Raw genomic sequence first — 14,107 nt, 5'->3', positions numbered from 1 at the left:
CCTATGCGACCGCTGGGTCCCACGAGACCGTCCCCCTGGCCTCGTCGATCCTGACGACGAACACCCGCGTGTTCGGGCCGGGGGCGATGGGCAGGGGCAGGGCAGCGAGTGCCAGGTCGTCCATGCTCTCGACCCTGTCCGTCCGCCTGTTTCACCCACGTTGCGGCCATGCACGTGCAGGAGGCCCGGTGGCGGCCTGTCGGACCGGCACCGGGCCTCCTGTGCGGCACGTGCTGCTGCGGACTACTCCTCGACGATCTCCGCGAGCTCGAAGGGTTCGACGACGAGCGCCTCGCCGTCGTCGGAGACGTCGACACGGACCGTGTCGCCGTCGCGGACGTCGCCGGCCAGGATCGCTCGCGCGAGCTGGTCGTCGATCTGGCGCTGCATCAGGCGACGCAAGGGGCGTGCGCCGTACACCGGGTCGTACCCGCGCTCGGCGAGCCACCCACGGGCCGACGGCGTGACCGCGAGCTCGAGCCGACGGTCGGACAGGCGCCGGGCGAGCCGGTCGACGTACAGCGACACGATCTGCCCGAGGTCCTCGTGCGTCAGGGCCTGGAACACGACGATGTCGTCGAGGCGGTTGACGAACTCGGGCCGGAACGACTGCTGCACGAGCTCGCGCACGGCCTCCTCGCGCTGGTCGGCACTGAGCGACGGGTCGGTCAGGAACTGCGAGCCGAGGTTCGACGTCAGGATCACGATGGTGTTCCGGAAGTCGACCGTGCGGCCCTGCCCGTCGGTCAGGCGCCCGTCGTCGAGCACCTGGAGCAGCACGTCGAAGACCTCGGGGTGCGCCTTCTCGATCTCGTCGAGCAGCACCACCGAGTACGGCCGACGGCGGACGGTCTCGGTGAGCTGTCCGCCGGCCTCGTACCCGACGTACCCGGGCGGGGCGCCGATGAGCCGGGCGACCGAGTGCTTCTCGCCGTACTCGCTCATGTCGATGCGGACGAGGGCCTTCTCGTCGTCGAAGAGGAACTCGGCGAGCGCCTTGGCCAACTCGGTCTTGCCGACGCCGGTGGGGCCGAGGAACAAGAACGAGCCGGTCGGTCGGTCCGGGTCCGAGATGCCCGCTCGGGTGCGGCGGACGGCCTCGGACACGGTGCCGACGGCGCTGCGCTGCCCGATGATGCGGCGGCCGAGTTCGGACTCCAGGTGCAGGAGCTTCTCGGTCTCGCCCTGCAGCAGGCGCCCCATCGGGATACCCGTCCACTGCGCGATCACGGCGGCGATGTCCTCGTCCGTGACGCTGTCGTTGACCATGCGCTCGGCGCTCTCAGCCTGCTCGGCAGCGGCCAGCTCGGCCTCGATGCGGGGCTTCTCGCCGTACTCGAGCCGCGAGACGGTCTCGTAGTCGGCCTCGCGCTGCGCCCGCTGACTGCGCATGTTGAGATCGTCGAGCTGCTGCTTGAGCTCACCGATGCGGTTGAGGTTCGCGCGCTCGGCCTGCCAGCGGCGCTCGAGCTCCTCGAGCCGCTCCTGGCGCCCCGCGAGCTCGGCGCGCAGGGTCTCGAGCCGGGCCTTCGAGGCGTCGTCCTTCTCCTGCTTGAGCGCGAACTCCTCGACGCGCAGCCGGTCCACGGAGCGCTTCAGCTCGTCGATCTCGACGGGGCTCGAGTCGATCTCCATGCGGAGGCGGCTGGCGGCCTCGTCGATCAGGTCGATCGCCTTGTCCGGGAGCTGCCGGCCGGAGATGTACCGGTTCGACAGGCTCGCCGCGGCGACGAGCGCAGAGTCGTTGATCGTCACCTTGTGGTGCGCCTCGTACCGTTCCTTGAGCCCACGGAGGATCGCCACGGCGTCCTCGACGCTCGGCTCCCCCACCCAGACCTGCTGGAAGCGGCGCTCGAGTGCGGCGTCCTTCTCGATGTACTCGCGGTACTCGTCGAGCGTCGTCGCGCCGATCAGCCGGAGCTCGCCACGCGCCAGCATCGGCTTGAGCATGTTCGACGCCGCGACCGAGCCCTCGCCGCCGCCGGCGCCCATCAGTGTGTGCAGCTCGTCGATGAACGTGATGACCTGCCCGTCGGAGTCGTTGATCTCCTTGAGCACGGCCTTGAGCCGCTCCTCGAACTCGCCGCGGTACTTCGCGCCGGCGATGAGGGCGGAGATGTCGAGCGACACGAGCCGCTTGTCCTTGAGGGAGTCGGCGACGTCGCCGGCGACGATGCGCTGGGCGAGCCCTTCGACGACGGCGGTCTTGCCGACGCCGGGCTCACCGATGAGCACGGGGTTGTTCTTGGTGCGGCGGGTCAGCACCTGCGAGACGCGCCGGATCTCGGCGTCACGCCCGATGACCGGGTCGAGCTTGCCGCTCCGGGCGATCGCGGTGAGGTCGACGCCGTACTGCTCGAGGGCGGTCTTCTGCCGCTCCTGCGAGTCAGGGGCGCCCTGGAGGTTCGCCATGCGGTCCGTCCTTTCGTTGCGGTGGTCCCGTACTTGAGTCTACTCCACTCAACTTACGAACGGGGGGAGGTATTCCGGATCCCGACGGCACTCACCACCGCGCCCGCGAACAGGAGGAGCGCCATCACGACCATCGCCCGGTGGAGACCCGCCGTGCTCACGCCACCACCGAGCACGACCCCGGCGAGCGCCACGACGACCAGACCGGCGACCCGGGCGACGGCGTTGTTGACCGCCGAGCCGACACCGGCCTCGCGCTCCGGCACGGACCCGAGCACGGCGCTCGTCAGCGGTGTCACCATGGTCGCGATCCCGACGCCGACGAGCACCAACCCGGGGAGCACCGCCCACCAGTACGCCGCCGGGTCGTCGCCGGCGCCGAGCATCACGAGCGCCCCCACCGCCGCGATCGCGGGTCCGGCAGCCATGAACCAGCGCGGGCCGTACCGCCCGGCGAGCCCACCGACCGTGGTGGACAGCGCGAGCAGCAGGAGCGTCGGCGGCAGGCTGGCGATGCCGGCGAGCCACGCGGGGAACGACCAGACCTCCTGCAGGAAGAGCGTCACGACGAAGCCGACCATCCCGAGCGCACCGTAGATCGAGAGGGTCGCGAGGTTCCCCACCGCGAAGTTCCGCGCACGGAAGAGCTCGAGCGGCACGAGCGGCCCTCCACCGGTCCTGGTGACCCGTCGCTCCCACGGCACGAACGCCACGAGCGCCACGGCACCGACGACGAGTGCCGCGACGACGAGCGGCGACGACCACCCGAGCCGCTCCTGCTCGATCAGCCCGAGGACCACCCCGCCGACGCCGACCACGGCGAGCACGGCACCGAGCACGTCGATCCGATGCCCGGACTCCGGTCGCACGTCACCCGTGATGCGCACCACGAGCGGGATCGTCACCGCGATCGGCACCGCCGACAGGACGAACACCCACCGCCACCCGATGCCGTCGACGACCAGCCCGCCGACGACCGGCCCGACGATGACCGCGGCGCTCGACCAGGCCGTCCACGTCCCGATCGCCTTCGCCTGCGCCGCCCCACGGAAGGCGGCGACGATGAGCGCGAGCGCACTCGGGGTGACCAGGGCTCCGCCGACACCCTGCAGCGCGCGGGCGACGATGAGCACCGCACCCGACGGGGCGACCGCGCAGGCGACCGAGGCGAGACCGAACACCACCAGGCCCCACGTGACGATGCGGACCCGGCCGAACACGTCGGACAGCGACCCGGCGACCAGGATGAGCGAACCGAGCGTCACCAGGTAGGCGTCGACCACCCACTGCTGCACGATCAACCCGCCACCGAGTTCGTGCCGGACCGCCGGGAGCGCCACGGTCACGACGCTCGAGTCGAGCCCGACGACGAACGACGCCAGGATCGCCACGACGAGCACCACGCGGCGGTCGTCGCGGAGCGGCGCGGTGCCGCGTGCGGTGGTCATGCACCCATCGTGCTCTGACCGCGGTCAGCGGGGAACGCGGAAGCCCCCGCGACCGATGGGTCGCGGGGGCTTCGCCGACAGGACGGGGCTGGGTCCTGGTCTGGTTCCCGGTGCGGGAGGTCTAGTTGCGGGGCTCCGTGGAGTGCACGTTCGGCTGGACCGAGGGGCCCGGGTTCACGACAGGGGCGGCGCTGTCGGCCTGCGGCGCGGTGTACTGGGCCGACCCGGGCTGCGCGGAGTCCTGCACCGTGCCGTCCTTCGTCTGCTTCTTGTCGTCGCCCATCTCCTTCTTGAAGATGTTGATCGACTGGCCGAGACCCTTGGCGAGCGCAGGGAGCTTCGTCGCGCCGAACAGCAGGATGATGATCCCGAGGATGATCAGCAGGTGGATGCCACCGAGGTTTCCGAGCATCATGTCTCCTTGTTCTGGAACAGGTCGCCGTCTGCGTGTCACCGTCGACGCGAGCGGCGGAAGTCCGTCGTCCTGCAAGCGTAACCCGCGGCATCCACCATGGCCAGACGGGTCGTGCGACGGACACCGGACACACAGGCAGCACCCCCGGAAGCCGCTGCGTTCCGGGGGTGCTCCGTTCCGGTCGAGGGTCGAGGCGCGACCGGAGTCGAGGGGGCGCTCAGTAGGCGCCCCGCGAACGCAGGACCGAGGGGACCGTCCGCGCGAGGATCACGACGTCGTGCAGGAAGGACCAGTTCTCGACGTAGTGCAGGTCGAGCCGCACCCCCTCGGCCCAGTCGAGGTCGGACCGGCCGCTCACCTGCCACAGTCCGGTCATGCCCGGCGTCACGAGGAGCCGACGGTCGGCGAAGTCCTCGTAGACGGCGACCTCTCGAGGGAGCGCCGGACGGGGACCGACGAGGCTCATCGTGCCGGTGAGGACGTTCCAGAGCTGCGGGAGCTCGTCGAGGGACGTCCGCCGCAGGAACGCCCCGACGCGGGTGACCCGCGGGTCCTGCCGCACCTTGAAGAGCGGACCGGCGCCCTCGTCCAGCGCGTCCAGCTCCGAGACGCGGTCCTCGGCGTCGATGCACATCGTCCGGAACTTGCAGATGCGGAAGGGTGCGCCGCCGCGGCCGATGCGCTCCTGCCGGAAGAGGACCGGCCCGCCGTCGTCGAGACGGATCGCGAGCGCGACGGCCGCGAACACCGGTGCGAGGAGCAGGAGACCGACCGCAGCGCCGATGACGTCGAGGGCGCGCTTGCCGGTGCGGCACCGGTAGTCCGGGGTCTCCACGTGCATGAGCGGCAGGCCGTCGACCGGTCGCTCGTGCACACGGTCGGCATCGATGTCGGCGAGCGGGGACGACACCACGAGCTCGATGCCGTGCTCCTCGAGCTGCCACCCGAGCCGCCGGAGTCGTTCGTGTCCGCCCGGGATCGCGCCCGCGACCACGACGGCCTCGACCCCGTGCTCCGTCGCGAGGTCGAGCACGTCGTCGACCCTGCCGACGACCGGGACCTCGTCCGGACCGAGCACGACGGAGTCCGTGCCCGAGTCGGCACCGCTCGCAGCGTCGGTCGCCACCGCGGCGACGCGGTAGCCCGCGGCGGGGGTCGCGGCGATCCGATGCCCGACGTACCGAACGTCCGCCGGGTCACCGACGACGAGGACGTCCTGCAGGTGCTGCCCCCGCGCCCGTCGTCTCGCGAGCACGGCGCGCGCGTTCCGCCGACCGAGCGCGAGCAGCGCGGTACCGAGCGGGAAGGCGATCGCGACGTAACCGCGGGCGAGGTCGAGCTGCGCCACGTAGGCGACGACGGCGGTTGTCGCGCACGCGGCGAGACTTGCGACCAGGACGCGGCGGTACTCCTCACCACCGACGCCGGCGATGCGCGGCTCCCGCGTCCGGAAGGCTGCGAGGAAGGCCATCCACAGGGCGATGACCGCCGGCCCGGCGACGAACTCGAGCCACCCCGGCTGCTCGGGCGCGAGGAGGGACTCGCCGGGGAACCGGATGCCGTGGGCGACCCAGGACGCCGCGATCAGCAACGCGAGGTCGACGGCGGCCACCGTCCGTGCGTACCCAGAGAGGCCGGCGCGGTCGGGCCGGCGCACGGTGGCCGGAGCGGCTGCTGCCCGACCCTGGCGAACTGCGATCGACACCGGGCACTCCTCCATCGACGACCGCGCGACGAGGAGGACGCACGGGTGGCATCGCCACCCGAAGAGTATATCAGTCTGAAATACCGAGAGCGAGGACCTTGTCGAGCGTCCACGTCACCGGAGCGTTCGCGATCGCCGCCACGTCCTGCGCGGTCAGCCCGCGCAGCCGGAAGCCCACACGCTCCCCCGGCAGCAGGGTCATGAACCCGCGGTCGACGGTGCCGGTCGGCGCGAGGCGGTCCGGCTGGAGCAGCAGGTCGCGCACGAGCGAGTCCGCCTCGACGACCAGGTCGTGGCCGTCGCCGTCGGGTGCCGGTGTCACCGAGGTCCGGTACCGCGCCGGCTGCCAGCGCATCTCGCGGTCCGGCGACGGCGTCCACACCGCACGGTGCCAGTCCATGTCGGCGACGACCAGCTCGTTCGTCGGGTCGTCGACGACGCCCACCGACTCCGGCAGCGCCACCACGGCGACCCCGGACGCGGACAGCTGCACCGGCAGGGTGACCTCGGCCAGGATCGCTCCCGAGAGCGCGATGCGCCGGACACGGACGACGCTGTCGATGCCGGTGCGCGACGACCGGACGGCGACCTCGATCGGGGCGTTGCCGAAGGCGCCCGGCGAGACGCCGAGCGAGAGCGTGTCGGCCAGCTCCGCCGTCTCGCCGTCGTGGGTCGGACGGTCGGGGTGACCCGTGCCTCCCGGCCGGTCGTCGCCGTCCGCCGGACCGGCGGCCGTCGCGCGGGTGGCGACCGGACGGATCGTCAGCAGCACGTCGTCGTACAGGCGACGCAGCTCGTGCGCGAGCGGCTTGAGCCGCCCCGCCGAGTCGATCGCCGACCACGAGGACACCGGCCAAAGGTCGTTCAGCTGCCACACCACGACCCCGGAGTTGCGCGGCCAGTGCGTGCGCCAGTGTTCGACACCCGTCGCGATCGCGCGGGTCTGCTGGAGCTGCGTCAGGTAGTGCCAGCGGTCCAGGTCGCCCGGGTCCACGGCGCCGAAGCGCGGCGCGATGCCGCGCGCGAGCTTGCCCATGCCGTCGTCGGCCTTCTGGTGGTGGACGACCCCGGGCGAGTCGACGCGCATCGGCTCGTCGGAGACCGCATCGCGGAGCGTGCGCCACGCGGGCGGGGCCTGCCACCCGAATTCGGAGACGAACCGCGGCACGGAGTCGCGGTAGTGGTCGTCCGACAGGCGGTTCCAGACGTCCCACGAGTGGTGCGTCTCGTGGTCGACGTGGTTCGCGGGCAGGCTCTCCGACCCCGACCACGGTGAGGCGACCGTGTAGAAGCGCGACGGGTCGACCGCGTCGACGATCGTCGGCAGCAGGTCGAGGTAGTAGTCGAGACCCCAGCCGCGGTCGCCGAGCTCCTCGCCCCACCCGTCGGCGTCGTGCAGCCAGATGTTCTCGTTGTTGCCGTTCCACACCACGAGCGACGGGTGCCCGGCGAGGCGGGCGACGTTGTCCCGGGCCTCGGCGATGACCTCGCTGCGGATCGGCTCGATCTCCGGGTAGGCCGAGCAGGCGAACGGGAAGTCCTGCCACACGAGCAGGCCGAGCTCGTCGCACACGTCGTAGAAGTCGTGCGACTCGTAGACGCCGCCACCCCACACCCGCACGAGGTTCACGTGCAGGTCCGCGGCGGCACGCAGCCGGTCCTCGATCCGGGCGCGGTCGACCCGCGACACGATGACGTCGTCGGGGATCCAGTTGACACCCCGGACGTCGATCACCGTGCCGTTCACCACGACGGTGAAGGGCTTGCCGATCTCGTCGGCGGCGGTGTCGATCCGGGTCGAGCGGAACCCGGTGCGGCTCGTCCGGCGGTCAAGGACCTCGCCGTCCACCGTCTGCAGCTCGACCGTCACGTCGTACTGCACCTGCTCCCCGTAACCCCGGGGCCACCACCGGCGGACGTCGGGCACCCGAACGGTGACGACCGTCTCGTCGCTCTGCGGGGTCAGCTGCGCACGGGAGCGCTGCCGGGTCGTACCGCCGTCGACCGTCGGGCCGCTCACCGTCACGACGAGCACGAGGTCGTCGTCCTCGCCGTCCTGGTCGAGGTCGTTCATGCCGGACCGCTCGACCGTGATGTGGGCGTCGAGGACGCCCTCGCCGGCCTCGACGTCGACGAGCGGACGCACCTCGGCCAGCCGGGCGGTGGACCAGCGCTCGATCGCGACCGGACGCCACGGCCCGCTCGTGACCGCGGTCAGACCCCAGTCCCACCCGAAGTTCGAGGCCATCTTGCGGACGTACGGGAACGGCTCGTCGTACGGACCCGGCATCGAGCCGGCGCGGGCGGCGACACGGCCGGCCTCGCGGTACGGCGACTCGAAGAGCATCTCGAGCTCCCGTTCGCCCGACGGGCCGGGCACGTCGTTGAGGTCGAAGCGGTAGCGGCGGTGCATGTTGCGCGTGGTTCCGACGACGACGCCGTCCAGGCTCAGCTCGGCGACGGTGTCGAGCCCCTCGCACACCAGGTCGACGCGTTCGAAGCCCCGCGGGGCCACGTCCACCGTGCGGCGGTACGACCAGTCCGCGCGGCCCACCCAGGCGGCAGCGGGCTCGTTGCGGTCGAAGAGCGGGTCCACGACGAGACCCTCCCGCTCGAGGTCGGTGTGCACCTGACCCGGCACCGTGGCGGGGATGGTGCGTCCCGCGATGCCGTCCGGTGCACCGACCGGCGGCTGGTCGCCGGCGATCGTCACGGTCCAGTCGTCGCGGAGTTCCTCGCGCTCGAGGGTCATGCGGGTCCTTTGCTGGGCGGACTTCGGCGGTGCGGACGCGGTCGGGCGGCAGGCTGCGGCCGGCGCCCGGATGCCGGACCGCCGGTCGCGCCCATGGCCGCGGAGACGGCCTGGAGGCACGGCACCGGTCGCCCAGCATCGTCGCGTCCGCGCGCGCGGACGATCGCTCGTCGCGCGCGGGGGTGCTCGGCGATGCTAGTACGCGGACCTTGCCGCCCGCCTCCGCCCGGCGGCGGGTCCGCGCTCGGCGGTGGCGCATGGCAGGGTGGGATGGTGATCACCGTCGACACCGCCAAGGCCCTCCGTGACGCCGGACTCCGGTGGCACCCCGCGACCGGGGACCGCTTCGTCATCGACAAGCCCGGCGTCGACGACGACGTCTACACCGTGTCCGAGATGACCGTCGAGCGGCACGACCACCCGTCGGGCACCGTGCTCGGGTTCAACGGCACGACGGAGTGGGCGCTCGACTCGGTCTCGGCGGACGAGTCGCTCTGGCTCCCGCGCGAGGACCAGCTGCGCGAGTTGCTCGGCCCGGCGTTCGTGTCGCTCGCGCGCTCCGGGCCGGACCTGACCGTCACCGCGACGGTCTCCGGTGCGCCGCGGACGTTCTCCGGGTCGGACGCCGAGGAGACCTACGGCGCGGCGCTGCTGGCCTACATCGAGGCGTCGCTGGCCTGAACCAGCCGGCGCACGACGCTCGACCGTCCGGTCTGCGCAGGGGGACGCGCCCGGCTGGACGTTGCCGGAATGCCTCCTGGGCCCCGTTTGGTTGCATGGCGGCATGACCGTTCCGAACATCACCCTGAACGACGGCAAGACCATCCCGCAGCTCGGCTTCGGCGTCTTCCAGATCGAACCGGAGAACACCAAGGAAGCGACCTTGACGGCGCTCGAGGTCGGCTACCGCCACATCGACACCGCCGAGATGTACGGCAACGAGAAGGAGGTCGGCGAGGCCATCGCCGAGTCCGGCATCGACCGCTCGGAGATCTTCGTCACCTCGAAGCTCAACAACGGCTTCCACGACCCGGCGCTCGCCGCCGAGAACGGCAAGAAGTCCGCCGACCTGCTCGGCGGCTACACCGACCTGTTCCTCATCCACTGGCCGCTGCCCACCGTGTCGGACTTCGTCCCGACGTGGAAGGCGATGGAGGAGCTGTACCACGCCGGCACCGCCCGCTCGATCGGCGTGAGCAACTTCCAGGCGCACCACCTCAACCGCCTCGCCGCCGAGACCACCATCACGCCGGCCGTGAACCAGATCGAGGTGCACCCGTACCTCGTGCAGGAGGAGCTGCGCGCCTACGGCCGCGAGCACGGCATCGCGACCGAGGCCTGGTCGCCGATCGCGCAGGGCCTCGTCCTCGACGACGAGACCATCACCCGCATCGCCGACGCCACGGGCAAGACCCCGGCACAGGTCGTCCTCCGCTGGCACATCCAGCGCGGCGACATCGTCTTCCCGAAGTCGGTCACCCGCTCGCGCGTCGAGGAGAACTTCGCGATCTTCGACTTCGAGCTCACCGACGACGACATGACCGCGATCACGTCGCTCGACAAGGGCCACCGCACGGGTCCGGACCCGGACACGTTCGACTACGTCCCGGCCTGAGCGGGACAGGTCACCTGACGAGGTGACCGACGGACGGACGGGAGGCCCGTGGCTGCGCAGCCACGGGCCTCCCGTCGGTCTGCACTCGCCTCAGGACGTGACGCGTGACGCGGTGACCGTGAAGCGCGATGTCCGCACCACCTGTCGGGTCGGGCCGACGGCCCGTTCGAGGTCGGAGCGGTAGCGCAGGTGCCCGTTCCAGACACACCAGAGCTCACCGTCCTGCTGCAGGATCCTCGCTGCGTTCCGGAACATCGCTGCAGCGGCCTCGGTGCTGACGCTCGTGCCGTCGTGGAACGGCGGGTTGCAGAGCACGAGCTTCGTCGAGCCGGTGTCGAGCTCGTCGCCGGCATCGGTCCGCGCGGTCGTGACGCGGTCGCCGACGCCGTTCAGGTCCGCCGTGAGCCGCGTCGACGCCACGGCGGCGCTCGAGACGTCGGTGGCGACGACCTTGATCGTCGGACGACGCCGCGCGAGCACGGTGGCGATCGTGCCGTTCCCGCACCCGAGGTCGACCGCGTTCCGCGCCGCCGGCACCGCCTCGTCGACCACGTCGAGCAGCACCCGCGTACCGAGGTCGAGGGACGTGCCGGCGAACACCCCGCCGTGGGCGGCGATCGTGATGCCGAGCTCGTCGTTGTGCACCCGCCGCGGCCAGGGTGCCGTCACGTCGGCGCGGGCGGCCGCGGCGTGCAGCGGGTCCTGCGCGATGAGCAGCCGCGACTTGGCCCGCCCGCGGGAGGCCGTGACCTCGCCGAAGTAGCGACGCAGGACGTCGTTCTGCGACAGCGTCATGTGCTTCACGCGACCGCCGCAGACGACCACGACGTCCGGGGCCGCCCACCGGGCGATCGCACGCACGACCTCGTCGAGCCGGTCGTTCGACTTCGGCAGCCGGAGGAGCACGAGCCGCACGTCGCGGAAGGCGTCCTCGAACGTCGCCGGGTGGTGGAAGCCCCGCCGGCCGAAGGTGCCCGCGTTCGCCGTGAGGGCGCGCTCTCCCACGAGCGAGTCCTGCACCACCCGGACGTCGCGCGCTCCGTCCACGGCGAGCAGCCCGAGGGTGAGCACGCCGTAGCGGTCGTCGACGACGGCGACCTCGCCGGGCTGGCGCAGCGCGTCGCCGTGCAGGAACGGTGCCTCGTCGAGCATGAAGCGGTCGGTGCCGTCGATCGCGACGATGTCCGGCTGGTCGCCGTCGCTGCGGCGCCGGAAGTGGTCTGCGAAGTCGAACGGCACCGCCCAAGGGTACCCAGTGGCCCCGAGCGAGCGTGCCGTGGTGGACATCCGCGGTATATCACCGACGCACCTGGTATCCCAAGGCTCTACGCTCGTGGTCAGCCGCTCCCACCGGGCGGGAAGACGAGCGCGAGAGGGGCCGATGTTCGCTTCGCCAGACGCCCAGCTGCGACCGCGGCTCCGCGACCAGGCGCGGGAACGCCTGCGGACCGAGATCATGGACGGCTCGCTCGCGCCGGGCACCCTGCTCGACGACGAGCAGCTCGCCCTGCGCCTCCGGTGCTCACGGACCCCGGTGCGCGAGGCACTGTCGGACCTCGCGCACCTCGGACTCGTCGAACTCCGCCCGAACCGGTACACGCGGGTGGTCGTCCCGCGGCACGAGGAGCTGCTGCCCACGCTGCAGGCGCTCGGACTGCTCTTCGGCGGGGTGGTCCGGACCGCCGTCCCCGGCATGGACGACCGTGCGCGGTCCGTGCTCTTCCGACGCCTCGGGCTCCTGCTCGACTGCATGGGTGACCCGCTGTGGACCACGAGCCGGGGGGACGCCCTCTCGCCGATCTACCGCTCCCTCATCGCTGCGTGCGAGAACCCGGTGCTCGCCGCCGTCCTCGAGAGCGCCACGGACGGGCTGACCTACCGGCTCCGGCACGACGCCGTGCGGAACGCGCTGCCGTGGGAGCAGATCCGCAACGGTCTGGTCGCGCTCCGGATCGCGATCGACTGCCGGGACGGCCGCCTCGCCGAGCGGGCGACGTGGACGATCCACCAACTGCCCGACCCGGACCGGAAGGAGCGCTGAGGTGTGCGTGGAATGCCTGCGCGCCGTCGTCCGGGACGTCCGCGCCCGACGACTGACATCCTGTCGGCCACCGGACGAGCGAGCCCAGCCCCCTCGCTGCACCGCCGCGGACGGGACGACTGAGCTGCGGGACGACCTGCCCTGGCCGTGGTGAGTCCGGCCGGCGTCAGCGCTCGGGCCGGTACAGCACGACCGCCGTGTTCCGCTGCGGTCGCATCCCGGCACGCAGCGACACCGCGGCACCCGTCGTCGTCGCCGCGAACACCCGCGCGCCCGGCCGGTTGATCATCTGGTCGGCGAGGGCACGCTCGAGCTCCCGCACGCGGTCGCGCAGCGCCTTGTTCTCGTTCTCGAGGTCGAGCACCCGTCGGATCCCCTCGAGCGACACGCCCTCGCTGCCGAGTCGGGCGATCTCGCGCAGCTGCGCCACGTCGCGCATCGAGTAGCGGCGGGAACCTCCGCGGGTGCGGCCGGGGACGACCAGGCCGAGCCGGTCGTACTGCCGCAGCGTCTGCGGGTGCATCTCAGCGAGCTCCGCCGCCGTCGCGATGGCGAAGACGGGCGAGTTCTCGTCCATGTCGGTCATGACGCGTCCCTTCCGTCGTCCTCGTGGTCCTGGGAGACAGTCTGGAGGCCCGGTGACGGTTCCTGACGGAGCCGCACCGAGCCTCCAGACCGGTCTTGGTGTTGGTCGCGCAGCGCTAGCTGCGTGCCTTGGCGAGCAGGTCCTCGCGCGGGTCCTCGTCGGGCAGGGCGGCGCGGAGCGCCTCGACGGCCTCGCGCTGCTTGTCCGACAGGTGCGACGGCACCGCGACCTGGACGGTCGCGAGCAGGTCGCCCGTGCCGTTCTTCGTCGTGACACCGCGGCCCTTCACGCGCAGGACGCGACCCGACGGGGTGCCGGGAGCGACCTTGAGCTTCACCGGGTCGCCACCGAGGGTGGGGACCTGGATGGTCGCGCCGAGTGCCGCCTCGGCGAACGTCACGGGGACGTCCACGCGGAGGTGCTGCCCGTCGCGCTCGAACACCGGGTGCTTGCGGACGCTGACGGTGACCACGAGGTCACCGGCCTCGCCGCCGTCCGGGCTCGACTCGCCGCGGCCGCGCAGGCGGATCTTCTGCCCGTCCGCCACACCAGCCGGGATGCGGACGTTCACCGGTCGGCCGTTGCCCTGCGACAGTTTGACGGTGTCGCCGGCGATCGCGGTGGTGAAGTCGAGGGTCGTCGACGCCGTGACGTCGCGCCCCTTCGTCGGTCCTCCGAACCCGCGGAAACCGCCGGTGGGCTGGCCGAAGCCCTGACCGCCGCCGAACATCCCGCCGAGGATGTCCTCGAAGCCGCCGGCACCACCACGGGCACCGCCCTGGCCGAAGCGGACACGCTGCCCGCCCTGTTGGCCGAACATCCCACCGAAGACGTCCTCGAACCCGCCGCCCTGGCCCGGGCCACCCGCGGTGAAGCGGGCGCCCGACCCCATGGCGCGGACCTGGTCGTACTCGGCACGCTGCTCCTTGTCGGAGAGCACGGAGTACGCCTCGCTGATCTCCTTGAAGCGGGCCTCGGCGGCCGCGTCACCCGGGTTGGAGTCCGGGTGGAACTGCCGCGCGAGTTTCCGGTAGGTCTTCTTCAGCTCAGCGTCGCTCGCCGTCTTGTCGACGCCGAGGACCTTGTAGAAGTCCTTGTCGAACCAGTCCTGACTGGCCATGAATCCCTACCTC

The 14,107-nt window shown here is 71.8% G+C and carries 12 protein-coding genes; 3 read left to right on the top strand and 9 right to left on the bottom strand.

Features of this window, described 5'->3' with window-relative positions:
- Nucleotide 1 precedes the first annotated feature (1 nt).
- The 6 genes from DEJ22_RS02155 to DEJ22_RS02130 all read right to left on the bottom strand — a co-directional run bounded on the left by DEJ22_RS02155 (nt 2) and on the right by DEJ22_RS02130 (nt 8,732).
- Nucleotides 2–124 carry a hypothetical protein gene (locus DEJ22_RS02155; protein ID WP_258379596.1) on the bottom strand — a complete coding sequence of 41 codons (123 nt, stop codon included), beginning with the start codon at nt 122–124 and terminating at the stop codon, nt 2–4.
- A gap of 119 nt (nt 125–243) precedes the next feature.
- Nucleotides 244–2,412, bottom strand: a complete 2,169-nt coding sequence (locus DEJ22_RS02150) for an ATP-dependent Clp protease ATP-binding subunit (RefSeq protein ID WP_111226785.1) — start codon at nt 2,410–2,412, stop codon at nt 244–246.
- Nucleotides 2,413–2,465: 53 nt separating this feature from the next.
- Complete coding sequence (locus tag DEJ22_RS02145; protein WP_111226786.1) at nt 2,466–3,860, bottom strand: MFS transporter; 1,395 nt, start codon at nt 3,858–3,860, stop codon at nt 2,466–2,468.
- Between the two features lie 121 nt (nt 3,861–3,981).
- Entirely contained in the window at nt 3,982–4,275 is a 294-nt protein-coding gene (gene tatA, locus DEJ22_RS02140; RefSeq protein ID WP_502862171.1) for a twin-arginine translocase TatA/TatE family subunit, read from the bottom strand.
- Nucleotides 4,276–4,492: 217 nt separating this feature from the next.
- Nucleotides 4,493–5,980 (bottom strand): sugar transferase, encoded by a 1,488-nt coding sequence (locus tag DEJ22_RS02135; protein WP_181430731.1) that lies wholly within the window; start codon nt 5,978–5,980, stop codon nt 4,493–4,495.
- Nucleotides 5,981–6,050: 70 nt separating this feature from the next.
- Nucleotides 6,051–8,732 (bottom strand): glycoside hydrolase family 2 protein, encoded by a 2,682-nt coding sequence (locus DEJ22_RS02130; protein WP_111226788.1) that lies wholly within the window; start codon nt 8,730–8,732, stop codon nt 6,051–6,053.
- A gap of 270 nt (nt 8,733–9,002) precedes the next feature.
- Between DEJ22_RS02130 and DEJ22_RS02125 the strand changes: the two genes are divergently transcribed.
- Nucleotides 9,003–9,413 carry a pilus assembly protein CpaE gene (locus DEJ22_RS02125; RefSeq protein ID WP_502862168.1) on the top strand — a complete coding sequence of 137 codons (411 nt, stop codon included), beginning with the start codon at nt 9,003–9,005 and terminating at the stop codon, nt 9,411–9,413.
- A gap of 103 nt (nt 9,414–9,516) precedes the next feature.
- On the top strand, nt 9,517–10,347 hold the full coding sequence (locus DEJ22_RS02120) for an aldo/keto reductase (protein WP_111226789.1): 831 nt from the start codon (nt 9,517–9,519) through the stop codon (nt 10,345–10,347).
- A 90-nt stretch (nt 10,348–10,437) separates the two neighbouring features.
- On the opposite strand, the gene DEJ22_RS02115 is transcribed toward DEJ22_RS02120, so the two are convergent.
- Entirely contained in the window at nt 10,438–11,586 is a 1,149-nt protein-coding gene (locus DEJ22_RS02115; RefSeq protein WP_258379597.1) for a class I SAM-dependent methyltransferase, read from the bottom strand.
- A gap of 142 nt (nt 11,587–11,728) precedes the next feature.
- On the opposite strand from DEJ22_RS02115, the gene DEJ22_RS02110 reads away from it, so the two are divergent.
- Nucleotides 11,729–12,388, top strand: coding sequence for a GntR family transcriptional regulator (locus DEJ22_RS02110; RefSeq protein WP_111226791.1), 660 nt, complete (start codon nt 11,729–11,731; stop codon nt 12,386–12,388).
- Between the two features lie 166 nt (nt 12,389–12,554).
- Here the strand turns inward: DEJ22_RS02110 and DEJ22_RS02105 are convergent, their stop codons facing one another.
- A complete protein-coding gene (locus DEJ22_RS02105; RefSeq protein ID WP_111226955.1) occupies nt 12,555–12,965 on the bottom strand; it encodes a heat shock protein transcriptional repressor HspR in 411 nt (136 codons plus the stop codon).
- A gap of 124 nt (nt 12,966–13,089) precedes the next feature.
- Nucleotides 13,090–14,094, bottom strand: coding sequence for a DnaJ C-terminal domain-containing protein (locus tag DEJ22_RS02100; RefSeq protein WP_111226792.1), 1,005 nt, complete (start codon nt 14,092–14,094; stop codon nt 13,090–13,092).
- Nucleotides 14,095–14,107: the final 13 nt, after the last annotated feature.

This window comes from Curtobacterium sp. MCSS17_007 (assembly GCF_003234175.2).
In the GTDB taxonomy this organism is placed as follows: domain Bacteria; phylum Actinomycetota; class Actinomycetes; order Actinomycetales; family Microbacteriaceae; genus Curtobacterium.
Note: the sequence above shows the minus strand (reverse complement) of the source record. Positions and strands in the feature narration are given on the sequence as shown.